This is a genomic window from Saccharospirillum alexandrii (genome assembly GCF_004000275.1).
Lineage (GTDB): Bacteria > Pseudomonadota > Gammaproteobacteria > Pseudomonadales > Natronospirillaceae > Saccharospirillum > Saccharospirillum alexandrii.
The window spans coordinates 777,525-798,439 of sequence record NZ_RCIP01000002.1 but is presented as its reverse complement, the minus strand read 5'-3'; the positions used below and the strand labels follow the sequence as shown (position 1 = coordinate 798,439).

The window sequence follows — 20,915 nt, the reverse complement described above, 5'->3', positions numbered from 1 at the left end:
ACCGGCTATGACCGAAGGCGTGTCGGAAAAAATCAATCTGGTGTACCGGGCCCATGGTGCGGATCAGGATGAGGAATTGCCTTTCCGGATTCTGGTGCTCTCGGCCCTGAACCCGATGGCCGATCTCGACCCTTATGACGCCTTTGAAAAAGTGCAGCTGACCAGCAATGACCTAAGTGGTGCCTTCGCCAGCTTTCAGCCGGAACTGACGCTGAAAATTGAAGATGAAATGCTTGGTAATGGCGAGGCCATTTCCATCACACTGTCGTTTCTGTCGCTGTCCGATTTTGAGCCTGAATCCCTGTATCCGCACATACCCGGCTTTAGCACGCTGATTGAAGCACGCGATAACCTCTCGCTGTGTCTCGACAGTGAAGCTGTGACTTTGAACGATATCACCCGCGCCACGCTCGATCGGGCAGGATTGCTGCGGGAAGCAACAACACCCGATTCAGCCGATGTCTCCCGCTGGATGGCCGAGCTGGACAGCCGCCTGAACCGGCAAATGAATGGTCTGCTGCACCACCCCGAATTTCAGCGACTGGAGTCTGCCTGGCGCTCACTCGATTATCTGGTGGGCGGCATCGACTTTCAGGAAAACGCCCTGGTCGATGTGGTTAACCTGGATAAGGAAACCCTGCGCGAAAGCTTTGAAGACGCGCCGGAAATTACCCAGTCGCCCCTATATCAACTGGTGTATTCGAGTGAGTTTGGTCAGTTCGGGGGCAAGCCCTACAGCTTGATCGTAGGCGATTACCTGTTCGACCCCAACGCACCGGACATTCAACTGCTTCAAAACCTCGCCAGAGTAGCCGCCATTGCCCATGCGCCGTATCTGGGTGCGGTGAGTGCCCGTTTTTTCGGCCTGGATGACTTTCGGGAATTCAGCCGGATGCGCGACCTGAATGCTCACTTTCAGCAACCCGGCTTCGAAAAGTGGCAGTCGTTCCGACAGGAACCCGACGCTCGCTACATGGCATTGTGCATGCCGCGTTTTTTACTGCGTGAAGCCTATGCCGAAGACAAAAGCATGGGTTTCAGTTTCTATGAAACCTACCGCAAACAGGATACTCAAGGGGTTTGGGGCAACGCCGCCTTTGCGCTGGCTGAACGCATCGCGACGGCCTTCTCCCGCTATCGCTGGTTCGTCAATATGGTGGGCGAAGACTATGGTGTTCTGCCCGAACTGACGGTCTCCAGTGGTCGCGGCGCCCAGCGCGGTCAAATACCGACGGAGGTGCTGGTTTCCGACCGACGCGAGAACGACCTGGTGCACCAGGGGTTCGTGCCACTGACGTTGCGCAAGGGAAAATCCCAGGCGGGTTTTTATTCCGCTGCCAGTGTCCGCTTTCACGACATTGAAGGTACACCCGAGGAAACCATGGCGGCGCAACTGGATGGTCAGTTGCCCTACATATTGATCGCCTGCCGGTTTGCACAGTACCTGAAGGTGATGCAGCGTGAACACATTGGTTCCTGGAAAACCCGGGCGCAGATCGATCAGGAACTGACGCAGTGGCTGCGCCAGTACGTGTCGGATATGGATAACCCGGCACCCGGGGTTCGGGCGCGCCGGCCGTTGCGCAGCGCCAGCCTGTCGATACGGGACGTCGAAGGCAAAGCGGGGTGGTATATGATTTCGATGGAACTAACCCCGCACTTTAAATTTCTGGGTCAGCCGGTCACCTTGCGTGAAAGCGGTCGGTTGGAAAAAACCTGATAACAGGAGGTGATTGTCATGGCATTACCCGGCTACATGCAAATAACCGCAGAGAACCAGGGCGCGATCGAGGGTGACGTTGACCTGGCCGGTCGCGAAGGCAGCATCGAAATACTGAATTTTCAGCACACCGTTAAAATCCCGTCCGACAGCTTCGGCATTCCAACCGGGCGGCGAGTGCATTTGCCGATGACGCTGGGCAAGATTGTCGATCGCAGCAGCCCGATGCTGTTCCAGGCTTTGTGCGACAGTGAATTGCTGACCGAGGTGCTGATAGACTGGTATCGGACTGACGGCTCCGGCATGGAAGAGTTGTATTACCGGCTGCGTCTGAAGAATGCCCAGATCACCAACATCGAATTTTATGTATCGGATACCGAAACCGCGGAGCACCAGGTGGCGGGGCACCGTGAGAAGATCTCGCTGGTGTACGACCACATTATCTGGAGCCACGAAGTCGATGGCGTTGAATACGAAGACGCCTGGAGTGCCGAGCGCTGATTATGGGTCAACTGCGTTTGCTCAAACGGATGCAACAATGGCAGCACCTTGAAGGCGAGCCACTGGAGGTCGACGACGTTGGTCTGGTTGACTCCATTCTGATGGACATTGGAAACCTGCTTAATACCATTCAGGGGACGGCGCTGATTCACGAAAAACTGGGCCTGTCTGACGTTAAAAAGCTGTTCGTCAGCCATGGCAATGTGGCCCAGGATGTGATCAGCGAAGAGATTCGAACCAATATCCAACTGTTTGAGCCCCGGCTTCGCCGCTGCACGCTGGAGCGTGACGACTCGGTTAAGGCGGGTGCGCTGCGCTGGCAATTGCGCGGTGAAGTAGCGGTGCGTGACCGGGTACTGCCGGTGCGGGCCACAATTTCCCTGACAGCTGATGGACGCATCAGCCTGAGCATGCGGGGCTGAAGAATGATCAGTGAATTATACCAGCGTGAACTGAATGCACTGCGTGAAAAGGCGGTCGAGTTCTCCCGAAAATACCCGGCCTACGCGCCGCATCTGGGCGGCGCAAGCTCCGACCCCGATGTGGAACGAATTCTCGAAGGCGTTGCCTATCTGGGTGCCGGTATTCAGGAACGGCTCGATTCCGGTTTTCCGCAACTGGCACAGTCGTTGTTGAACCTGGTCGCACCGCAATATATTGAAGAAATTCCGGCCACGACCATCATGGCGTTTGAGCCGAAAAGCATTCTCAAAGAACCCTTGCTCGTGCCCAAAGGGACGTTTATCGACTCGCGTGACGTTCAGGGTGTCAAGTGTCGCTTCACCACAACCTATGACCTGACCGTACTGCCAATGGCCATCAAGGACGTATCGCTGGAAACCTTTGGCGACCGCTCGGGTACGCTCAGTGTTGAGATCAACATGCTCGCCGGCTATGGCCGCCGCTTCAGCCTGAGTGATCTGAGCTTTCTCGCCGCCGATGATTACCTGCAGGCCAGTTCCCTGTTTTACCTGTTGAAGACCTGTGTGCAGTCGATGTCTGTCGTTCAGGGCGGGCAACGACGTACTCTGCCGGGGTGCAGGCTCGACTCGCTGGGTACCGACGACCGCTATCCGTTGCTCTCTCGCCCCAGTCAGTCACTGCCCACCTATCAGCGGCTGACCGAGTATTATGTCAACAAGTACAACTATCTGTATTTTCGACTGGCATCACCCAACGCTCAGGCGCTGATGGTCGATGGTGGTAACCTGACGATCGAGTTTCACCTGAAAAATCTGCGCAGCAAGATGCCCCGGGTTGGCAATGACAGCCTGAAACTGTTTACGGTACCGGCGGTAAATCTGTTCCCGCACGACAGTGAACCGGTACAGGTGGATCAGCGCGAGGCCGATTTGTTGTTGCAGCCCGCGCGTAATGTGGACAAACGGTATCAGATTCATTCGGTGCAGAAGGTGACTGGTCACAATCGTCAGACGGCCACCCGGAGCACCTATCAGCCTCTGTCACTGCTGAGCAAGAGCGAGGCCAACGGCGGCGTTTACGAGCTGAATCGCCAGTTCGATGCCGATGCCGGTACCACCGCGACGCGCCTGAACCTGAGTTATCCGGACAGCGAACGCATCCCGCAGCGCGAAACCCTGACCGCATCGCTGACCTGTTCCAACGGCAGCCTGGCCAGTGAATTGAAACAGGGGGATGTAAGCAAGGGCACTCAGAATACCTCCGAGCTGGTTGAATTCTCCAACCTGCTGGCACCAACAGGTTATGTACCGCCCCGGTCCGGTAATGATCTGTGGAGTTTGTTGTCTCACCTGACGATCAACTATTTGCCCATGGCAACACTCGAAAATCTGAAGGGGCTATTGCGCCTGTACCTGCCGCAACACAGTGCTGGAAAAAGTGATGAAAATGCCAACCTGAAACGACTCGATTCCATTCAGGCCATGACCGTTACCCCGGCGACCCGACTGTTGCGTGGCAGTCTTATCCGTGGCCAGCACGTCGCATTGAGTGTCGACGGAACCGGGTTTGCGGGCCTGGGCGATATCTATTTGTTCGGCGAAGTCTTGCATCGGCTACTGACCGATTTCGCCACGGTCAATGCCTATGTTGAGCTGACCATCACCGACCTGAATTCTGCAGAGGAACTGGTATGGACCAGCCAGACGGGACATCGATCGCTGATCTGAAACAGGACCTGCTGGACAACAGTCAGGACTTCGATTTCTTTCAGGCCTATCGGCTGCTGCAGCGCTTGAATGCGCTAAGCACGCGAAGTCGGTTTGATCAGCGCGACATTCGGGTAAGGCCCAATCTCGAACTTGGCTATGGTGATACCGACATCCACGAGGTGTTGGAGTTGCCGGGCAATAAGGGCTTCGAGATGGTCACCAATCTCGCCGGGCTCTACGGCATTTCTTCACCCTTGCCGGATTTTTATACCGAAGAGCTGCTCGATTACGAATGGGAAGGCTACGAAGGGCCACGGGCCTTTCTTGATATTCTGAACAACCACTTGCTGACCAAACTGTTCGACGCCTGGCGTCTGAATCGCCTGACACAGAACACCATCGAAAGCCGCCTGCAGGATTACCGGCGGTTGATCGCCAGTGTGAGCAATAACCCGGCGCTGGAGCACGAACCCGACGACGAACTGGCACAGTTGAAATTGCGCTTCAGCGGGCTGTTCAGTCTGTACAGTAAATCGGCTACCGGCCTCAAAACCCTGTTGCAAGGCTACCTGGAGACCGACGAGGTTGACGTGGTTGAGCACTATCGCCTGGTGGCGCCCGTGCCGGAGCGGGATAGGTTACGTCTGGGACAGCAGGCCACAGTGCTCGGCCAGGATGCGCATCTGGGCAGCCGCGTGACGGATTACAGCAGTGGGATCTGTGTGCGCATCGGCCCTATGTCCGAAGCCGTGTACCGCGAACAGTTTGTGGATGCCAGACGCTGGGCCTTGACCAATCGTCTGATTCGCGAATACCTGGTCGAACCGCTGGCTATTCAGTTGGAGCTGCTGGTTCGCCGGACTGACAAACCCGCGAGTCTGGGAGAGCACTGGAATCACCTGGGCCAAACCAGTTATCTCGGGCAAATTAATAACAGCGGAGTCGTACCCTTCTACGTCTCCCTGGACTGATACTCAGCCGACCATAGATGAAATCAGTTCATCTATGGCATGAAAACCCATCGTTTGTTACCGACCGTAAGCCCCCCTATCATAGGTGTCATTGAAGGCCTCAGCGCCTAACCGCACACGCACATGACATTGTCTGGAGGCAAACATGGCACACTCAAACGAGACCGAATTCAAAGCCGTAACCGATTCCTGGGGTAACCCGGATGTGGCTTACTACGAAGCCGAAGCGATGAGAATGCGTAACGAATACCTGCGCTCGGCTGCCCTGAAAGGCCTGGCATCTGCCAAAGAGACGCTGGTTTCCTGGTTCAGCGCTCCATCTCGCACGCACAGCGCCTGATCGACTTTTTTGCTTTATCGTTGTTAGTTTCCAGCACGTGCTCCCTTGGGGGCCGTGCTTTTTTGTTTGTGCAGCCCGCGCATGACATTTCCTCACCTAACCCCCTATAATCCCGTCTCTTCAAGCCCTTCCTGTTTATTGCATCGCTGATTTCCGAGGTGTTATGTACCCGATCGACCTGAATGATCTGCGCCAGTCTATCGTGGCTAATGTGTCGGCTTCACTTGCCGAAGACGTTGCCAGCGGAGACATCAATGCCGCTTTGATTGCTGAGCACAGCGAAGCCCATGCGCGGGTGATTACTCGTGAGACGGCCGTCATCTGCGGTGTCGACTGGGTGAATGAGGTGTTTCATCAGTTGGATCCCAACGTCAGGCTGGAATGGCATGTTCGGGATGGCGACCGGGTAGCGGCCAATGACACCCTGGTAGAGATCAACGGCAAAGCCCGGTCGCTGCTTACCGGTGAACGAGCGGCTCTGAATTTCCTGCAGTTGTTGTCGGCCACAGCGACGCGCGCGGCGCATTTCGTGGCCATGCTCGAAGGCACCGGCGTAAACCTGCTCGATACCCGCAAGACACTGCCCGGGCTGCGCCTGGCGCAGAAATATGCGGTGACGTGCGGCGGTGGCCAAAGCCATCGCATGGGCCTGTACGATGCCTTTCTGATCAAGGAAAACCACATCCTGGCCTGCGGCGGCATCAGTGCAGCGGTTGCAGCGGCGCGTGACCTGGCCCCGGGCAGGGCGGTTGAGGTGGAAACCGAAAAACTGTCTGAACTGGCCGAAGCGCTGGAGGCCGGGGCGGATGTCATCATGCTCGATAATTTCAGTCTTGAGGATACCCGCACAGCGGTGGCAACCACGGCCGGCCGGGCTCGTCTGGAAGCCTCGGGTAATGTGAACGCCGATACCCTGCGTGGCATTGCTGAAACCGGGGTGGATTATATTTCGATGGGTACACTGACAAAGGATGTCACCGCAATCGACCTGTCGATGCGCCTGTTCATAGAAGATTAACAGCGTATTTCGCTCAGGAAGGCTGGTACCAGAGCCGGCTGTCGTCAAGCGGCGTGTCGGGTGGCAGCAGCGGGTTGGTCAGTTCGATGACCCGGCGCTCCTGGAGGCGAGCGCGTTCGATGGCTTCACCGTGAAAGCGCCAGAATATGGCATCAAAACTGCCATCGTCGATCATTCTCAGCAACCCGGTTTCCAGTCGTTCTGCCAGGGCGACGTTGTCTTTCTTGACGAAGAAGTAATAGGGCCAGGGGTAGTACAAGAGCAGATTGGGTTCGATGGTCATGTTGGGCAATACCTCCCGCCGCACTTCCCACTCTTCGAACACCTCGCCGATACCGCGCGGAAACAGGTCTACCCGGCCAGCATCGATCATGCGAAACAGGCTCTCGTATTCGCTGGTCGATACCCGCAATCCGTTGGCTTCAAATACCAGTATGTCTCCCCACCCAATGCCCTGCGCCAGTGACAGCTGTGCGAGGTCTTCCACGTCTTTTACCTGGTCAATTTTGGGCTGACTTTCGGCCCGGGTCAGTGCGATGCGATACGACAACAAGCCTTTGCGCAGGGGAATTCGAATGGGCCGGAGGAAGGTTTCGCGTTCGAGGGAAGTTGAGGTCCAAATCACGTTCGGGGTGCGACCGGCCATCAGCTCCTGCGAGTAGCGCATGGAGGTCATGGGGGCCGACGCGGCGCGCATCTCGAAGGGGCCGAAGTCGGCTTCGGTTTTTTCCAGGGCGGTGCGCAGTATGAGGGTAAGGTCGTCAAAGCGACGATCCAGTTCAGATTCGCTGGCGGGGTAAACCACAGTGAGTTCGGCCCGGACACAGGTCACGATGGTCACTAACCATAACATCACCAGAGTTCGCACCATCCGGGTCACCCTACAACGGCAAGTCTTACCGCAGATTAGTTGATCGGCTGGGGTTGTCAAAGGGGCCGGGCGCGCGTCATGAGGTGGAGTTCAAGTTTCGGACTATGTAGGTATTGAGCGGAGGATGACCGTTATGCCTCTGTGGGGTAGTCCGCAGCAGGGATGCTGCGGCCTAGGCTCCATGGACGGATTCACGCCGACCCCACAGAGGCATAACGGTTAGCCGCCGCGGGCTGCAACCACGGATTAAACTCCGAAACTTGAACTCCACCTCATGATGTTGTCGATCAGATTTATCCAACGATCCCTTGCTCACGCCAAAGCGCCAATTGCTCTGCATCGCAATTCAGCAGGCCCATTAGAACCCGGTCGGTATCGGCACCCAGTGACGGCGGCGCTTTGTCGTACTGAACCGCGGATTCGCTGAATCGGATGGGGTTGGCGACTGAGGGCACTTTACCCAGTTCTGTCTGGTCCAGCTCCCGCTGCAGCTCACGGCTTTGAACCTGAGGGTCGGCGAATACTTGCTCCAGGGTGTTAATTGGGCCACAGGGTACGGAGACGTCTTCCAGATGACCCAGCCACCAGTCACGAGACTGGGTTTTCATCAGCTCGATGACTACCGGTAATAGTGTTTCACGGTTGGCTACGCGCGCCTGGTTGGTGGCAAAGCGTTCATCGGTGGCCAGGTCGGGTCGGCCGGCGACGTCGCAGAACCGCTGGAATTGACCATCGTTGCCGACAGCGAGAATGAGGTAATCGTCTGCTGTTGCGAACGCCTGGTAGGGCACGATGTTGGGGTGGGCGTTGCCCAGGCGCCCCGGTGAGTTGCCGGTGGCCAGGTAGTTCATCGCCTGGTTGGCCATGGCCGCGACCTGAACATCAAGCAGTGAAAGGTCGATGTGCTGCCCCAGGCCGGTGCTGGTGCGAAAGTGCAGGGCGGCCTGAATGGCGTTGGCGGCGTAGAGGCCGGTTAAAATGTCGGACAAGGCCACGCCGGCTTTCATCGGGGTGCCATCGGGTTCGCCGGTGACACTCATCAGCCCGCTCATGCCCTGTATCATGAAGTCGTAGCCGGCGCGGTGCTTGTAAGGCCCGGTCTGGCCAAAGCCAGTGATCGAGCAATACACCAGGCGCGGGTTGATCGCTTTCAGGCTGTCGTAGTCGAGCCCGTATTTTTTCAGGCCGTCGACCTTGTAGTTTTCGACCAGTACGTCGGCGTCGCGAATCAGGTCGCGCAACAGTTGCTGGCCTTCCGGCTTGGTGAAGTCGACGGCAATGGACGCTTTGCCCCGGTTGGCACTGTGAAAATAAGCGGCGACGCGGTGCTCGCCCTCACCCAGAAACGGCGGACCCCAGCCCCGGGTGTCGTCACCCTGGCCGGGCCGCTCTATTTTAATCACCTCGGCGCCGAAGTCGGCCAGCATCTGGGTGGCCCAGGGGCCGGCCAGAATGCGGCTCAGGTCGATGACCCGGATGCCGCTCAGGGCGCCTTTTACTGCTGTGTCGCTCATTAGCCGAACGCCTGAATGCCGGTTTGGGCACGGCCGAGAATCAGGGCGTGGATGTCGTGCGTGCCTTCGTAGGTGTTAACGGCTTCGAGGTTCATGACGTGGCGAATCACGCCGTATTCGTCGCTGATGCCGTTGCCGCCGTGCATGTCGCGGGCGACCCGGGCGATGTCGAGGGCTTTGCCGGCGTTGTTGCGTTTCATCAAGGAAATCAGTTCGACCGGGCAGGCGTCGTTATCCATCAGTTTACCCATGCGCAGGCAGCCTTGCAGGCCGAGGCTGATTTCGGTTTGCATGTCGGCCAGTTTTTTCTGGATCAGCTGGTTAGCCGCCAGTGGCCGGTTGAACTGAACCCGGTCCATCACGTAGTTGTGTGCCGCCAGCCAGCACGCTTCCGCGGCACCCATCGCGCCCCAGGCGATGCCGTAGCGGGCTTTGTTGAGACACCCGAACGGCCCTTTGAGGCCTTTGACGTTGGGCAGAATGTTGGCTTCGGGCACGTAGACGTCTTCCATCACGATCTCGCCGGTGATCGAGGCACGCAGGCTGAATTTGCCTTCAATTTTGGGGGCGCTCAGGCCTTTCATATCGCGTTCGAGTATGAAACCGCGGATTTCACCGTCGAGCTTGGCCCAAACGACGAACACGTCGGCGATGGGTGAGTTGGTGATCCACATTTTGGCGCCGTTGAGAACGTAGCCATTGTTGGTTTTGACGGCCTTGCTCTGCATGCTGCCGGGGTCGGAGCCGGCATCGGGTTCGGTCAGGCCGAAGCAGCCGATCAGTTCGCCGGTGGCCAGTTTGGGCAGGTATTTCTTACGCTGTTCTTCGCTGCCGTAGGCGTAGATAGGGTGCATGACCAGGGAGGACTGCACACTCATGGCGGAGCGGTAGCCGCTGTCGACCCGCTCAACTTCACGGGCGATCAAACCATAGGCGACGTGGCTCGCATTCACGCAGCCGTATTCTTCCGGCAGCGTCACCCCCAGCATGCCCAGCTCACCGAGTTCCAGCATGATAGCCGGGTCGAAGCTTTCGTTGCGGTTGGCCATTTGCACGCGGCTGGCCAGTTTGTCCTGACAGTAGGCGTTGGCGGTATCAAGAATCATGCGCTCGTCGTCGTTCAGTTGAGCAGCCAGTGCAAAGGGGTCTTTCCAGTCAAAATGTGCGGTAGCCATGAGGGTGCCTCTTGTTTTGGTGTCTGGAGTCCGTGTCAGCCGCCGGGTGCGCCTAACCGGGGTCGGCGTAGATCCGTCCATGGAGCCTAGGCCGCAGCATCCATGCTGCGGACTCCCCCGGTTAGGCACACCCGGCACCTGACACTTAGCTTATTGCCAACTCCAGACCGGGAGTTTTAAGTGGGGTTAAAGATAGCTCAAGTTCTCGAATATCCGTATTATATTGTTTTTATATTTTCTATATATTTTAGATATAGCTGTGAGCTAGAGGTAAGTTTATGCGGTTAGACAGCATCAGCCGGTTGCGGTATTTCAATGATATTGCCATTACCGGCAGTTTTTCCCGGTCGGCCCGGCGGTTGGGGATTGCTCAGCCGGCGTTGAGTATCGCGATCAAGAAGCTGGAGGAAGAGACCGGGCTGAAGCTGATTAACCGGGCCGACCGGCGCATGACGCTGACGTCGGACGGTGAGGTATTGCTCACTCACGCCAGGCGTATTCTGGAAAGCCTGACCGATGCGACCCGGGAGCTGAACGAGTTGCAGGGGCTGGAGCAGGGTGAGGTGAAGTTGGGTGCGTCGGCGATGCTGTCGACGTACTTTCTTCCGCCCTACTTGCTGGCGTTCAAAAAAGCCTATCCGGGCATTCGCCTTCGATTGTATGAAGCGGGTACTGATACCCTGGAGCAGTTGGTGATTAACGGCGAACTGGATCTGGCGCTGATTCGCTCGGAAAAACCACATGAACAGATTCGCTATGCCTCGCAGTTATCCGAGCAGGTGGTTGCTTGCATGCCCAGACACCATCACCTGGCCGAGCAGGAGTGCGTCAGCATTGAGGCGTTCTGCCAGCAACCGACGGTGATGTTCCGCAGTGGTTACTATTTGCGCGATTCTGTTGAGCAACGTGCCCGCGCCCGGGGGCTCGGTTTGAACGTGCAGTTTGAGACCAACCTGGTCGATTTGCTGATGAATCTGGTCAAAAACGAGATGGGGCTGGCGACCTGTTTGTCGATGATTGTCGAGAACGAGCCGCTGCTCTGCACCCGGCCCTTCGATCCGCCGATACCCCTGGAGCTGGCCTGGGGCTGGAAGAAGAATCACTATCTGTCGAAGGCCAGCCAGGCGTTCTTAAGCTTTTTTGAGAAGTGAGGGAGCTGCGAGCTACGAGCTGCGAGTTTTTTAGCTAACAGCTCGTAGCTCTCAGCTCTCAGCTCTCAGCTAGCAGCTCACAACGCCATTCCTTCCGGAACCCCAAACAGCGGGCCATAGCGCAGGCCGATGTAGGCGTGTTCGCGCATCAGCATTTCTGCCCGGGTGCTTTCGCCCATGACCAGGGCTTGCACTACGAGCTGGTGTTGCAGTTGCGCGACCTGGAGTTTGCGTTGCTCCTGGGCCAGGTGATCGGTGTCGATGGTGATGGAGTCCGACGAGGCAAACGGCAGGTGGTTGTTGCGGGTGATGGCGTCGCTGATGGCGCGGCTGCCGGCGTTGTTGACGATCAGGGCGTGAAAGCGGGCGTTGATGTCGCCCCAGCGTTCAATGTCTTCCTGGCTTAGCTGAGGCTGATTGATCAGCTCATCGCCTTCCTGAACGCATCGTTCCAGTTGGTCTTTCAGTTCTGCCGATAAACCCCTCTCGGCCAGTCTGCGCGCGGCCAGCCCTTCCAGTACGCCACGTATCTCAACACCGCACAAAACGTCGTCGGCCGACACTTCACGTACGACATAGCCTTGCTTGCCGGTGCGTTCCAGCAAGCCTTCCTGCTCCAGGGTACGAAAGGCGAGTCTGACCGGTGTACGTGAGACGCCCAGCAGCTCGGCGACCTGCACTTCACGCAGCTTTTCACCCGGTTGGTAGCGACCATCGCGGATGTGTTTGCGCAGGGCGGTAATGGCGGTGTGGCTGATCTGGGTCATGATGAAAACGGGATCCAGTGAGTCATTCGTGCTGGGCATTCTCGGCTCAATGGGGGCCTTGCGCAAGCCTTTCAGGTACATCCTGGATCCAAAAATCGACCACACTGGATCCAAAACTGATATTTTTATTGACAAGTGAGGGCGTGAAACCTATTTTTGGATCCATAACTGATGTCGACGGATAAAAACAAGCGAGTCGACCGACCCAACCACACGACCCGATGCAGTGGAGAACCGCCATGACCGTGCAAGCCTCCTGGCCGACCAATACCTGGTACGTTGCCTTTTCGTCCGATGAAATAACCGACAAGCCACAGGGCCGCCAGATTTGTGGCCAGCGAATGGTGTTTTACCGCACTCAAAACGAGAAAATCGTTGCCCTGGCCGACTTCTGCCCGCACCGCGGTGCGCCCTTGTCGTTGGGTTATGTAAACGATGAAGGCGACCTGGTGTGCGGTTACCACGGCATGGTGATGAACTGTGATGGCAACTGTAAGTCGATGCCGGGCCAGCGGGTCAATGCGTTTCCGGGCATTACCGCTTACCCGGTTGAAGAGCGTTATGGGTTTATCTGGGTATGGCCGGGCGATGCCGAAAAAGCCGATACCGATCTGATTCCCAAGTTCGACTTTTTTGATGACCCGGAATGGGCTTACGGCGGCGGCGTTTATCACATCAACTGCAACTACAAGTTGATGGTCGATAACCTGATGGACCTGACCCACGAAACCTATGTGCACGCGTCCAGCATTGGTCAGCCCGAGATCGAGGACGAAGCGCCCGATTCCTTCAAAGACGGCGATACCGTGGTCACCAAGCGCACCATGGAAAGCATCAAGGCACCGCCTTTCTGGCAAAACGCCCTGAAGTTCAACGACCTTGAACCGACGGCCGATGTCGACCGCTGGCAGATCAGCCGGTTCACACCGCCCAGCCACATTATGATCAACGTCGGAGTGGCCATTGCCGGCCAGGGCGGATTCGATGCCCCGGCCGATCAAAAGGCGTCGAGCGTCGTGGTCGATTTCATTACCCCGGAAACCGAAACCTCGATCTGGTACTACTGGGGCATGGCCCGTAACTTCAAGCCGCACGATCAGGAACTGACCAAGACCATTCGCGAAGGTCAGGGCCAGATTTTCTCGGAAGATCTGGAAATGCTGGAAGCCCAGCAACGCAATCTGATCGACAACCCTGACCGTCAGTTGCTGAAACTGAACATCGACGGCGGTGGTGTACTGGCGCGCCGCATGATCGACAAGATCCTTAAGCAGGAAGCATCGGCGTCCTAATCCTCTGGGTTCGGCGTTCGCCAGGAGTGAGCGTCGGCTACCGGTGGTGCTTCTGTGGGGTCGGCGTGAATCCGTCCTTGGAGCCTGGGCCGCAGCATCCCTGCTGCGGACTTCCCCACAGAAGCACCACCGGCACCCGACGCGGACTGTGGCTACCTCATGAACCCCGAAACCTGAGCTAATCAAGCAGTGCCTGGACATTTCAGCTGGGTCATCTGTTTACCGGAGTTGGTATGAGCAAAAAAACCACCCTGTCGATGATCGTCAAGGTCAACAAGAAAGTCGCCGAAGCCGATGGCATTGTGCGGCTGGAACTGGTCGACCCACACGGTCGTGAGTTGCCTCCCTTTACGGCGGGTAGCCACATTGATGTGCAGGTCGCGCCGGATACCATTCGGCAGTATTCGCTGAGCAACGCGCCCTGGGATAATAAGCGGTATCAGTTGGGCGTGTTGCGAGAGCCGGAATCGCGTGGTGGTTCTACGGCTGTGCACGATGCGCTGAATGAAGGTGATCTGCTGCAAATCAGTGCGCCGCGCAATCATTTTGAATTGCGCCCGGCCGCCAAAAAATCCTTGTTGTTGGCCGGTGGCATTGGCATCACACCGATATATTCCATGGCCCAGCAACTTGACCGCGATGGTCAGGAATTCGAATTTCACTATGCCGCCAAATCTCGTGGCTGCATGGCGTTTCTGGATGAACTGGAAGATGGGTCGTTTAACGATAAGTGCCATTTCTATCTGAGCGATGAGCCGGATACCGGTCGCATAGATATGGCGGCATTGGCGAAGAACGTTGAACCGGATACGCATCTGTATGTGTGCGGCCCTGAGCGGTTTACCGACAGTGCTCTGAAAACCTTTAAAGACGCTGGCTGGCCTGTGGATCACCTGCACACCGAATACTTTGTAGCCGAAGACATTGATACGTCAGCCGATGGCAGCTTCAAGGTTAGGATCGCGAGCACGGGAGAAGAGTTTGATATCCCGGCGGATGAGACCATCGCCAATGTGCTGATCGACAACGACATCGATTTACTAACGTCGTGTGAGCAAGGCATTTGCGGTACCTGTCTGACCAAGGTGCTGGAAGGTACGCCGGAGCATCGTGACCGTTATCTCGATGACGACGAGCATGCCGCGAACGATCAGATGACCGTGTGTTGTTCCCGCTCCAAGTCACCGCTGCTGGTGCTGGATCTGTAACGCCTGCGCGCCCTCCGGGGCGCAACTTCTGTTAGCATGGTGCCCCGGCAAAAACGAGGCACCTGCGCATGCGCCCCCTGTTCGAACAAATCGACACCCGCCCAACCCCCATTGGCCAGATTACTCTGCGCCGCCGGCGTATTCCCGGTCTCACGGACGACGATATCTATGAGGTAAAGCTCGGCGAAGAGTTCCTGATGTCCAGCCTCTTTGTTAAAGCCGAAGAAGCGCTGTCTGACCTGGGGTTAGCCGCATTGGATGATCGACCAGCCGACATTGTCGTCGGCGGTCTTGGCCTTGGCTATACCGCTGTTGCCGCGTTGAAGCACGAAAAAGTCCGTTCGATGCTGGTGGTCGAATTGCTGGAGCCGGTCATCGAATGGCACCAGGCCGAGGACGTACCACTGGGTGCTATCCTGAATGCCGACCCGCGCAACCGCTACGTTCAGGGTAGCTTTTTCGACCTCGCCAAAGGCGAGCCCACCGGCTTCGACCCGGAGCAGCCTGGCCGTGTTTTCGATGCCATTCTGCTGGATATCGACCACTCTCCCAGCGCTTTACTCAATGCGGGCAACGCCTCGTTCTACCAGCCCGATACCCTCGCCACCATGGCCCGGCAACTTCGTCCGGAAGGCGTATTTGCGCTCTGGTCCAATGAGCCGCCGGCACCCGATTTTATGGAAGTGTTGGAAACGGTCTTCAGCCATGTAGAGTCGCATATCATTCGGTTTTATAACCCTTTTCAGAATAATGAGGCGACTGCGACGGTTTATGTGGCGGTTAAATGACCACACAGGGAGCTCACGTTTCGGAGTTCGCCCTGACGAAGTGAGTACCGGATGCCGGGTGTGCCTCTCCAGGGGGGTCCGCAGCAAGGATGCTGCGGTCCAGGCCCCATGGACGGGTTTACGCCGACCCTGGGGAGGCACACCCGGCGTCCGGGACGGATTCTTGGCGATCAGTAAACGGCGAGCTCCGAAGCGTGCCTCGAATTTGGGACGTTGCAGAGTTAATTCCTGAGTCGTTGCTCAAATGCGAACGTACTGTCTGGGCGTCAGCCCGGCAAACCATTGATCCAGATCAGTCTTTTTAGCCCCTCAAAGATTACCTTTGGCCAACCGATACAGGCAGCCAGAGGATACCCCCATGAATGCCGCCAGGAACCCGCTGGATACCGTCACCTTTGATGGTCCCAAAGCCACTCAGGGCTATAACCTGAACAAGATGTGTTACTCCTTTAACGAGGCCAGTGCCCGTGAAGCCTTTAAAGCGGACGAAGCCGCTTATTGCGACCGTTTTGGTCTGACCGGCGAACAGAAAGAAGCCATTCTCAAGCGCGATATTCTGCGTCTGCTGGAACTGGGCGGCAGCATTTATTACCTTGCCAAGTTTGCCGGCTTACTGGGCTTGTCGGTTCAGGACGTCGGTGGTTTGCAGACCGGCATGAGCACAGAAGCATTCAAAGAAAAACTGGTACGGGCGGGAGACTGACTATGGCTAAGATCATCGGTGCCGTCGGCACGTCGCACATCCCGGCCATTGGCAAAGCCATGGACCAGGGGCTGGAACAAACGCCCTACTGGAAAGACTTTTTCGATGCCTATCCGCCGGTTCGGAACTGGCTGAATGAGCAGCAACCGGATATCGCCGTGGTGTTCTACAACGATCATGGTTTGTCGTTCTTTCTCGACAAGAAGCCGACCTTTGCCATTGGTGCGGCACCGGAATACACCAATGCTGACGAAGGCTGGGGCATTCAGCCGATCGCCCCCATCACTGGTGAAACCGAACTTGCCTGGCACATCATCAATAACCTGATAGAAGACGAATTCGACGTGACCGTCTGCCAGGAATTGCGGGTTGATCATGGCCTTACCGTGCCGATGACGCTGCTGTGGCCGAACGAGGAATACCGCAAGATCAAGGTCATTCCCGTTGCCATCAATTGCGAACGCCACCCCATGCCCAAGCCTTCCCGATCTTACAAACTGGGTCAGTCGATCGGCCGGGCGATTCAGTCGTGGGACAGCGATGAGACGGTGGTTGTGCTGGGTACCGGTGGTCTCTCACACCAGCTCGATGGTGCCCGCGCTGGCTTCATCAACAAGGCGTTTGACTTGTATTGCATGGACAAACTGGTGACCAACCCCGAGGCACTGCTGGGATATTCCAACGCCGACCTGACCGAAACCGCCGGTGCCCAGGGCGTTGAGCTGGCCATGTGGCTGGCGATGCGGGGAGCGCTGGAAGGTGAGGTGAACCTGTTGCACCAGAACTACCACATTCCGGTCTCCAACACTGGCGCCGGGCTGATGCTGCTGGAGCCGACCTGACGGTCAGCCTCCGCGCTTTATGACCGCATCCACATAGCTGCAGGAGGCGTTGATGTCGTAGCCCTGCTCCCGTGCCCACGCAAGCCCGGCATCCACCAGCTGCCGGGCCAGCCCATGGTGGCGCAGGGCGGGCGGAACAAAGGTGTGGTCAAAATCGACCTGGCTGGATCCCTGCGGATGGTGATAGGTCAAAGACGAGGTTTCGCCATCCATCTCGATCACAAAACGATGGTGTTCGGGCTGATGCTGAACATCAGGCATAGCGTGCTCCTGCGAAAAAGGCTTACGAATTCTTGTGCAGCAGGGATTCCATGGTATCGACCAGCTCAGCCCATTCGGCGTCGTCATCGCGCATCCGGGTCAGCGTCAGACGTTGTTCGAAGCTTAGAAAGTCCGCTTCAGAGACATCCTCATTCTGCCCGAGATGATGATGCCGGAAGAAGGCTTCTATGGCGTCCTGGCTGCTATCGAGCCCGAGCTGATCGAACAGCGTGGTCATATCCGGTAAGGGTGTCAGCATACGATGTACCCCCCACGTGCAGTTAGCGTGAGCTCTAAGCATAGCTGTTTCATATGACACTACCATTGCCGGGCGCCAAACCGCTGCCCGGCCTCTGTAAAACCGTCAATCTGGATGAACAGCGTCTCAGATGGCCCGGCCTTCGATCTCCTGGCGCAGACGCTCGAGGTTGCGCTGGCTTTGGGTTGATTGCGGGTAAATGTCCAGCACCTGTTCGTAGGCTCTAATCGCGGCCGCCGGTTGCTGCAGCCGCGCGAAAATGGAGCCCAGGCCGGCCAGGGCGCCAAAATGTCGGGGTTCGAGCGTTAGGGTCTGTTCAATATCGGCCATCGACTGGCTGATGTCGCCGCGCAGGTAGTGCAGAGTGGCCCGTTTGTTCCAGGCTTCGGCGAATTCGGGTTCTTCGTCAATCAGTTGGTCGAACACCCCGAGGGCCGCGTCGAGATCACCGCGCTGCATGGCGCGAACGCCCCGGCGCAACTGCCGGGTTGCTTCATCCGTCGGGCCCCGGCTCCACAGCACCCAGATTTGCTGTTCAATCACCGAGGAGACGTTAACCCCGGGCGAGGATTGCAGTTCGTCGAAGAGGGGGTCAAGACGTTCGTCATTCTGGTCGGCATTAACGCCGGTAGTGATCCACAAGACCGCGGCTATCAGCCAGGTCCAGTGGGTGTGTCGGACGCAGTGCATCACTGGTACCTCCATCCGGGGTGTCGCGATTTATTCGCTACACGTACCAGAATAGACCATTAAAAACGGCGGTGGAGGCTTGGGTGATTTAGAAATTGGCGGGTGTAGTCGCCGAAACGATCTGGCAGGGTTCATCAAACGGGTTTCGAAAGCGGTGTGGCCGGGTCGAGTCAAAATAGTAGGCATCGCCGGTTTTCAGTTCGTACACCTCGGTGCCCACGGTCAACTCAAAGCGGCCGCTGATGACCAGGCCCGCTTCTTCGCCTTCATGCACGTAGAGGTCAGCACCGGTATCGGAACCGGGTTCGTAGGTTTCGATCATGAAGGCCAGGGCGCGGCGGCCATAGGCCTTACCCACCAGCTTCATGCTGACATCGTTGACCGACAGATCCATGAATTCATCCGGGCTGTACACCACGGGTTGGCTGGCATCGGCTTCTGCCTCTTCGGCAAAGAACTCGACCAGTGACATCGGAATGCCTTGCAGCACTTTCTTCAGTGAGCCGACGCTGGGGCTAACACTGTTCTTTTCGATCATCGAAATGGTGCTGTTGGTGACACCGGCACGCTTGGCCAGCTCGCGCTGCGACAGGCCTTTTTGTTTGCGTATAACTTTGAGTCGTTCACCCACATCCAAGGGTTGTTTCCTCCGGTAACGAGCATTTTTCAATGGAAAGCGGCATGATAAGTCATCACACGCCAGGCATTCATTATTTTTTACAGAGTGTAGCAAATACTGGCAACTTCTCGATATGCCTGTGTGACTCAGTTGCACTACCCGGTATCCGGTGCGGGCCAATGCCCTTGAGGTAAGCCAAACGCCGAAACGTGAGTTGTAAAACCGCGTCATTTATGTCAAAAATACCGAACATTCGACGATTATAATTGACGGCCCAGATGACATGAAAGCCACTTCCAGCAGTTATTTGAACCCCAGTACCCATACCGATGATTACCCAGCTTCTTATTACGTAGCCACGGCCAATCCGGCTACCCAGCACCGCTACCCGACGCTGACCGAGGCTTTGGATGCCGATGTGTGCGTTGTGGGGGGTGGTTTCAGTGGTGTGAACACAGCGTTGGAGTTGGCAGACCGGGGGTACAGCGTGGTGTTGCTCGAAGGGCGTCGCATTGGCTGGGGCGCCAGTGGCCGTAACGGCGGTCAGCTGATACGTGGGGTCGGTCATGGACTGGAGCCCTTTCGTAAGGCACTGGGACAAGCAGGTATCGACGCCGTGACTCAGATGGGGTACGAGTCTGTCGATATCATTCGGGAGCGGGTTGCCCGTTTTGGGATTGAGTGCGATCTGAAATGGGGTTATTGCGATTTGGCCCTGCGCCCGCGTCACCTGAAGGATCTGGATGCCGATTACGACGAATTGAAAGCCACCGGTTACCCGCACGAGATTGAACGCATCGGCAAAGACCGCATGCACGAGGTGGTTGGGTCTGACCGCTACATCGGGGGCCTGATTGACCGGGGGGCAGGTCACCTGCACCCCTTGAACCTGATCACCGGAGAGGCGGCGGCGGCCAGCCAGTTGGGTGTTCGCATTTTTGAAAACAGTCTGGTGGTGTCAGTTGAGCATGGAGACCGGGTCTGTGTGCGTACGGCCGAAGGCGAGGTGCGTGCAGACCGGCTGGTGTTGTGCGGTAACGCCTATGTGGCCGGCCTAAACGATACCCTGGCTGGCAAGGTGCTCCCCGCTGGCAGCTATGTCGTTGCCACTGAGCCTTTGACGGAAGCCCAGGCCAAACGGGCCTTGCCGCAAGACATGGCCGTCTGCGACCTGAATGTTGCGCTCGATTATTATCGGCTGAGTGCAGACCGTCGGCTCTTGTTTGGCGGCTTGTGCAACTATTCCGGTCGCGACCCGGCTTCGATAGAAGCGGCCATCAAACCCCATCTGGACCGGGTGTTTCCGTATCTCAAGTCACTGCGCATTGATTACCAGTGGGGCGGCATGATCGGGATTGGCGCCAACCGGTTTCCGCAGGTGGGTCGCCTGAAACCCAATGTTTACTATGCTCAGGCCTATTCCGGGCACGGCTTGAATGTGACCCATTTGGCGGGGCGCCTGATTGCCGAAAGCATTCATCTTGAAAGCCAGCGCCTGGATATTTTCGAAAAAGTAAAACACATCACCTTTCCAGGCGGCCCGAGATTCAGGTCTCCGATACTGGCATTGGGAATGCTGTACCATCGCCTGCGGGATGTGATGTAAAGAGGGTTGTGCTCCGCAGTGGAGGCAGCCTTTCTGACAACCCATCAAGCGACGATAGGTTATTGAGAGTCTGTTACAACCGGACACAGTGTAAGAAGCTACTGTTCGTGTACATCCAGAGGTAGTCAGATATGCCGATAGCCAACTGCATCGTAGCGCCGCATTGTCCGCAAGGGTCGGGTGAGCTCCTTGAGCACTGGAGTGCCGAATCAGGTTTGTCTTCAGAGCACATGACGGTAAACCTGATGACGAGTCATCATCAGTGTGGCCAGAGCTACAGTGTCATGGCTGTTCTCCTGTTACCGTCTGCCTGGTCCTCCAGCCAAATTTCGGCGCTTCAAACCGGCTTATCCAGGGCGTTGGCAATCTATTTTGAGGTGGCACTGTCTGAGGTTCACGTGGTGACGACGATCATTGACTCAGGCATGGTGGTAGAGGCGGGCCAGGAAGTGACCTGGTAAAGCTGAAACGCGGCCACCAGTCTTCT

23 protein-coding genes are annotated in these 20,915 nt (G+C 57.0%); 15 read left to right on the top strand and 8 right to left on the bottom strand.

The annotated features are described in order from the left end of the window. Nucleotides 1-7: 7 nt before the first annotated feature. From tssC to nadC, 7 genes are all read left to right on the top strand, one after another. Nucleotides 8-1,720 (top strand): type VI secretion system contractile sheath large subunit, encoded by a 1,713-nt coding sequence (gene tssC, locus EP166_RS11385; protein ID WP_127557021.1) that lies wholly within the window; start codon nt 8-10, stop codon nt 1,718-1,720. Nucleotides 1,721-1,738: 18 nt separating this feature from the next. Further along, a complete protein-coding gene (gene tssD, locus EP166_RS11380) occupies nt 1,739-2,221 on the top strand; it encodes a type VI secretion system tube protein TssD (protein ID WP_127557019.1) in 483 nt (160 codons plus the stop codon). A 2-nt stretch (nt 2,222-2,223) separates the two neighbouring features. Then, on the top strand, nt 2,224-2,643 hold the full coding sequence (gene tssE, locus EP166_RS11375; RefSeq protein WP_127557017.1) for a type VI secretion system baseplate subunit TssE: 420 nt from the start codon (nt 2,224-2,226) through the stop codon (nt 2,641-2,643). Nucleotides 2,644-2,646: 3 nt separating this feature from the next. After that, nucleotides 2,647-4,371 carry a type VI secretion system baseplate subunit TssF gene (tssF, locus tag EP166_RS11370; protein WP_127557015.1) on the top strand — a complete coding sequence of 575 codons (1,725 nt, stop codon included), beginning with the start codon at nt 2,647-2,649 and terminating at the stop codon, nt 4,369-4,371. Further along, nucleotides 4,335-5,324, top strand: a complete 990-nt coding sequence (tssG, locus tag EP166_RS11365) for a type VI secretion system baseplate subunit TssG (RefSeq protein ID WP_127557013.1) — start codon at nt 4,335-4,337, stop codon at nt 5,322-5,324. Before tssF ends, tssG begins: the two co-directional genes overlap by 37 nt. 145 nt (nt 5,325-5,469) lie before the next feature. Continuing rightward, nucleotides 5,470-5,664: a hypothetical protein gene (locus tag EP166_RS11360; protein WP_127557011.1), complete on the top strand. Its 195-nt coding sequence runs from the start codon at nt 5,470-5,472 to the stop codon at nt 5,662-5,664. A gap of 163 nt (nt 5,665-5,827) precedes the next feature. Next, nucleotides 5,828-6,682 (top strand): carboxylating nicotinate-nucleotide diphosphorylase, encoded by an 855-nt coding sequence (gene nadC / locus EP166_RS11355; RefSeq protein WP_127557009.1) that lies wholly within the window; start codon nt 5,828-5,830, stop codon nt 6,680-6,682. A gap of 13 nt (nt 6,683-6,695) precedes the next feature. Here the strand turns inward: nadC and EP166_RS11350 are convergent, their stop codons facing one another. The 3 genes from EP166_RS11350 to EP166_RS11340 all read right to left on the bottom strand — a co-directional run bounded on the left by EP166_RS11350 (nt 6,696) and on the right by EP166_RS11340 (nt 10,242). After that, nucleotides 6,696-7,538: a substrate-binding periplasmic protein gene (locus EP166_RS11350; protein ID WP_127557007.1), complete on the bottom strand. Its 843-nt coding sequence runs from the start codon at nt 7,536-7,538 to the stop codon at nt 6,696-6,698. A 308-nt stretch (nt 7,539-7,846) separates the two neighbouring features. Then, entirely contained in the window at nt 7,847-9,067 is a 1,221-nt protein-coding gene (locus EP166_RS11345) for a CaiB/BaiF CoA transferase family protein (protein WP_127557003.1), read from the bottom strand. Then, nucleotides 9,067-10,242, bottom strand: a complete 1,176-nt coding sequence (locus EP166_RS11340; protein ID WP_127557001.1) for an acyl-CoA dehydrogenase — start codon at nt 10,240-10,242, stop codon at nt 9,067-9,069. Before EP166_RS11340 ends, EP166_RS11345 begins: the two co-directional genes overlap by 1 nt. Before the next feature lie 278 nt (nt 10,243-10,520). Between EP166_RS11340 and EP166_RS11335 the strand changes: the two genes are divergently transcribed. Then, nucleotides 10,521-11,393: a LysR family transcriptional regulator gene (locus EP166_RS11335; protein WP_127556999.1), complete on the top strand. Its 873-nt coding sequence runs from the start codon at nt 10,521-10,523 to the stop codon at nt 11,391-11,393. 77 nt (nt 11,394-11,470) lie between these two features. On the opposite strand, the gene EP166_RS11330 is transcribed toward EP166_RS11335, so the two are convergent. Beyond that, nucleotides 11,471-12,241 (bottom strand): GntR family transcriptional regulator, encoded by a 771-nt coding sequence (locus EP166_RS11330; protein ID WP_246026274.1) that lies wholly within the window; start codon nt 12,239-12,241, stop codon nt 11,471-11,473. 158 nt (nt 12,242-12,399) lie between these two features. Between EP166_RS11330 and EP166_RS11325 the strand changes: the two genes are divergently transcribed. The 5 genes from EP166_RS11325 to EP166_RS11305 all read left to right on the top strand — a co-directional run bounded on the left by EP166_RS11325 (nt 12,400) and on the right by EP166_RS11305 (nt 16,993). Then, the gene (locus EP166_RS11325) at nt 12,400-13,452 is read left to right on the top strand and encodes an aromatic ring-hydroxylating dioxygenase subunit alpha (protein WP_127556997.1); all 1,053 of its coding nucleotides are present in this window, start codon (nt 12,400-12,402) and stop codon (nt 13,450-13,452) included. A 233-nt stretch (nt 13,453-13,685) separates the two neighbouring features. After that, entirely contained in the window at nt 13,686-14,660 is a 975-nt protein-coding gene (locus tag EP166_RS11320) for a PDR/VanB family oxidoreductase (RefSeq protein ID WP_127556995.1), read from the top strand. A gap of 68 nt (nt 14,661-14,728) precedes the next feature. Next, a complete protein-coding gene (locus EP166_RS11315; protein ID WP_127556993.1) occupies nt 14,729-15,448 on the top strand; it encodes a polyamine aminopropyltransferase in 720 nt (239 codons plus the stop codon). 358 nt (nt 15,449-15,806) lie between these two features. After that, the gene (locus tag EP166_RS11310; RefSeq protein WP_127556991.1) at nt 15,807-16,151 is read left to right on the top strand and encodes a protocatechuate 4,5-dioxygenase subunit alpha; all 345 of its coding nucleotides are present in this window, start codon (nt 15,807-15,809) and stop codon (nt 16,149-16,151) included. 2 nt (nt 16,152-16,153) lie between these two features. Continuing rightward, nucleotides 16,154-16,993 carry a class III extradiol dioxygenase family protein gene (locus tag EP166_RS11305; protein ID WP_127556989.1) on the top strand — a complete coding sequence of 280 codons (840 nt, stop codon included), beginning with the start codon at nt 16,154-16,156 and terminating at the stop codon, nt 16,991-16,993. 3 nt (nt 16,994-16,996) lie between these two features. Here the strand turns inward: EP166_RS11305 and EP166_RS11300 are convergent, their stop codons facing one another. The 4 genes from EP166_RS11300 to EP166_RS11285 form a co-directional block, all read right to left on the bottom strand. Continuing rightward, nucleotides 16,997-17,341: a GNAT family N-acetyltransferase gene (locus EP166_RS11300; protein WP_342775621.1), complete on the bottom strand. Its 345-nt coding sequence runs from the start codon at nt 17,339-17,341 to the stop codon at nt 16,997-16,999. Further along, nucleotides 17,277-17,513, bottom strand: a complete 237-nt coding sequence (locus tag EP166_RS11295) for a DUF2789 family protein (protein WP_164743910.1) — start codon at nt 17,511-17,513, stop codon at nt 17,277-17,279. The genes EP166_RS11300 and EP166_RS11295 overlap by 65 nt, the downstream gene beginning before the upstream one ends. A 126-nt stretch (nt 17,514-17,639) precedes the next feature. Next, entirely contained in the window at nt 17,640-18,203 is a 564-nt protein-coding gene (locus EP166_RS11290) for a tetratricopeptide repeat protein (RefSeq protein WP_246026304.1), read from the bottom strand. Nucleotides 18,204-18,291: 88 nt separating this feature from the next. Beyond that, complete coding sequence (locus EP166_RS11285) at nt 18,292-18,840, bottom strand: cupin domain-containing protein (RefSeq protein ID WP_127556981.1); 549 nt, start codon at nt 18,838-18,840, stop codon at nt 18,292-18,294. Between the two features lie 265 nt (nt 18,841-19,105). Between EP166_RS11285 and EP166_RS11280 the strand changes: the two genes are divergently transcribed. Together EP166_RS11280 and EP166_RS11275 are read left to right on the top strand one after the other, a co-directional pair. Continuing rightward, on the top strand, nt 19,106-20,428 hold the full coding sequence (locus tag EP166_RS11280; RefSeq protein WP_127556979.1) for an NAD(P)/FAD-dependent oxidoreductase: 1,323 nt from the start codon (nt 19,106-19,108) through the stop codon (nt 20,426-20,428). Nucleotides 20,429-20,559: 131 nt separating this feature from the next. Then, on the top strand, nt 20,560-20,889 hold the full coding sequence (locus EP166_RS11275; protein WP_127556977.1) for a hypothetical protein: 330 nt from the start codon (nt 20,560-20,562) through the stop codon (nt 20,887-20,889). The last annotated feature ends 26 nt before the right edge of the window (nt 20,890-20,915 follow it).

What these genes read in the sequence shown, in the direction of transcription:
- tssC (WP_127557021.1), top strand. Translation starts at nt 8, where the DNA reads ATGACCGAAGGCGTGTCGGAAAAAATCAATCTGGTGTACCGGGCCCAT.
- tssD (WP_127557019.1), top strand. Translation starts at nt 1,739, where the DNA reads ATGGCATTACCCGGCTACATGCAAATAACCGCAGAGAACCAGGGCGCG.
- tssE (WP_127557017.1), top strand. Translation starts at nt 2,224, where the DNA reads ATGGGTCAACTGCGTTTGCTCAAACGGATGCAACAATGGCAGCACCTT.
- tssF (WP_127557015.1), top strand. Translation starts at nt 2,647, where the DNA reads ATGATCAGTGAATTATACCAGCGTGAACTGAATGCACTGCGTGAAAAG.
- tssG (WP_127557013.1), top strand. Translation starts at nt 4,335, where the DNA reads ATGGACCAGCCAGACGGGACATCGATCGCTGATCTGAAACAGGACCTG.
- EP166_RS11360 (WP_127557011.1), top strand. Translation starts at nt 5,470, where the DNA reads ATGGCACACTCAAACGAGACCGAATTCAAAGCCGTAACCGATTCCTGG.
- nadC (WP_127557009.1), top strand. Translation starts at nt 5,828, where the DNA reads ATGTACCCGATCGACCTGAATGATCTGCGCCAGTCTATCGTGGCTAAT.
- EP166_RS11345 (WP_127557003.1), bottom strand. Translation starts at nt 9,067, where the DNA reads ATGAGCGACACAGCAGTAAAAGGCGCCCTGAGCGGCATCCGGGTCATC.
- EP166_RS11340 (WP_127557001.1), bottom strand. Translation starts at nt 10,242, where the DNA reads ATGGCTACCGCACATTTTGACTGGAAAGACCCCTTTGCACTGGCTGCT.
- EP166_RS11335 (WP_127556999.1), top strand. Translation starts at nt 10,521, where the DNA reads ATGCGGTTAGACAGCATCAGCCGGTTGCGGTATTTCAATGATATTGCC.
- EP166_RS11330 (WP_246026274.1), bottom strand. Translation starts at nt 12,241, where the DNA reads ATGTACCTGAAAGGCTTGCGCAAGGCCCCCATTGAGCCGAGAATGCCC.
- EP166_RS11325 (WP_127556997.1), top strand. Translation starts at nt 12,400, where the DNA reads ATGACCGTGCAAGCCTCCTGGCCGACCAATACCTGGTACGTTGCCTTT.
- EP166_RS11320 (WP_127556995.1), top strand. Translation starts at nt 13,686, where the DNA reads ATGAGCAAAAAAACCACCCTGTCGATGATCGTCAAGGTCAACAAGAAA.
- EP166_RS11315 (WP_127556993.1), top strand. Translation starts at nt 14,729, where the DNA reads ATGCGCCCCCTGTTCGAACAAATCGACACCCGCCCAACCCCCATTGGC.
- EP166_RS11310 (WP_127556991.1), top strand. Translation starts at nt 15,807, where the DNA reads ATGAATGCCGCCAGGAACCCGCTGGATACCGTCACCTTTGATGGTCCC.
- EP166_RS11305 (WP_127556989.1), top strand. Translation starts at nt 16,154, where the DNA reads ATGGCTAAGATCATCGGTGCCGTCGGCACGTCGCACATCCCGGCCATT.
- EP166_RS11300 (WP_342775621.1), bottom strand. Translation starts at nt 17,341, where the DNA reads ATGACGACGCCGAATGGGCTGAGCTGGTCGATACCATGGAATCCCTGC.
- EP166_RS11295 (WP_164743910.1), bottom strand. Translation starts at nt 17,513, where the DNA reads ATGCTGACACCCTTACCGGATATGACCACGCTGTTCGATCAGCTCGGG.
- EP166_RS11290 (WP_246026304.1), bottom strand. Translation starts at nt 18,203, where the DNA reads ATGCACTGCGTCCGACACACCCACTGGACCTGGCTGATAGCCGCGGTC.
- EP166_RS11280 (WP_127556979.1), top strand. Translation starts at nt 19,106, where the DNA reads ATGAAAGCCACTTCCAGCAGTTATTTGAACCCCAGTACCCATACCGAT.
- EP166_RS11275 (WP_127556977.1), top strand. Translation starts at nt 20,560, where the DNA reads ATGCCGATAGCCAACTGCATCGTAGCGCCGCATTGTCCGCAAGGGTCG.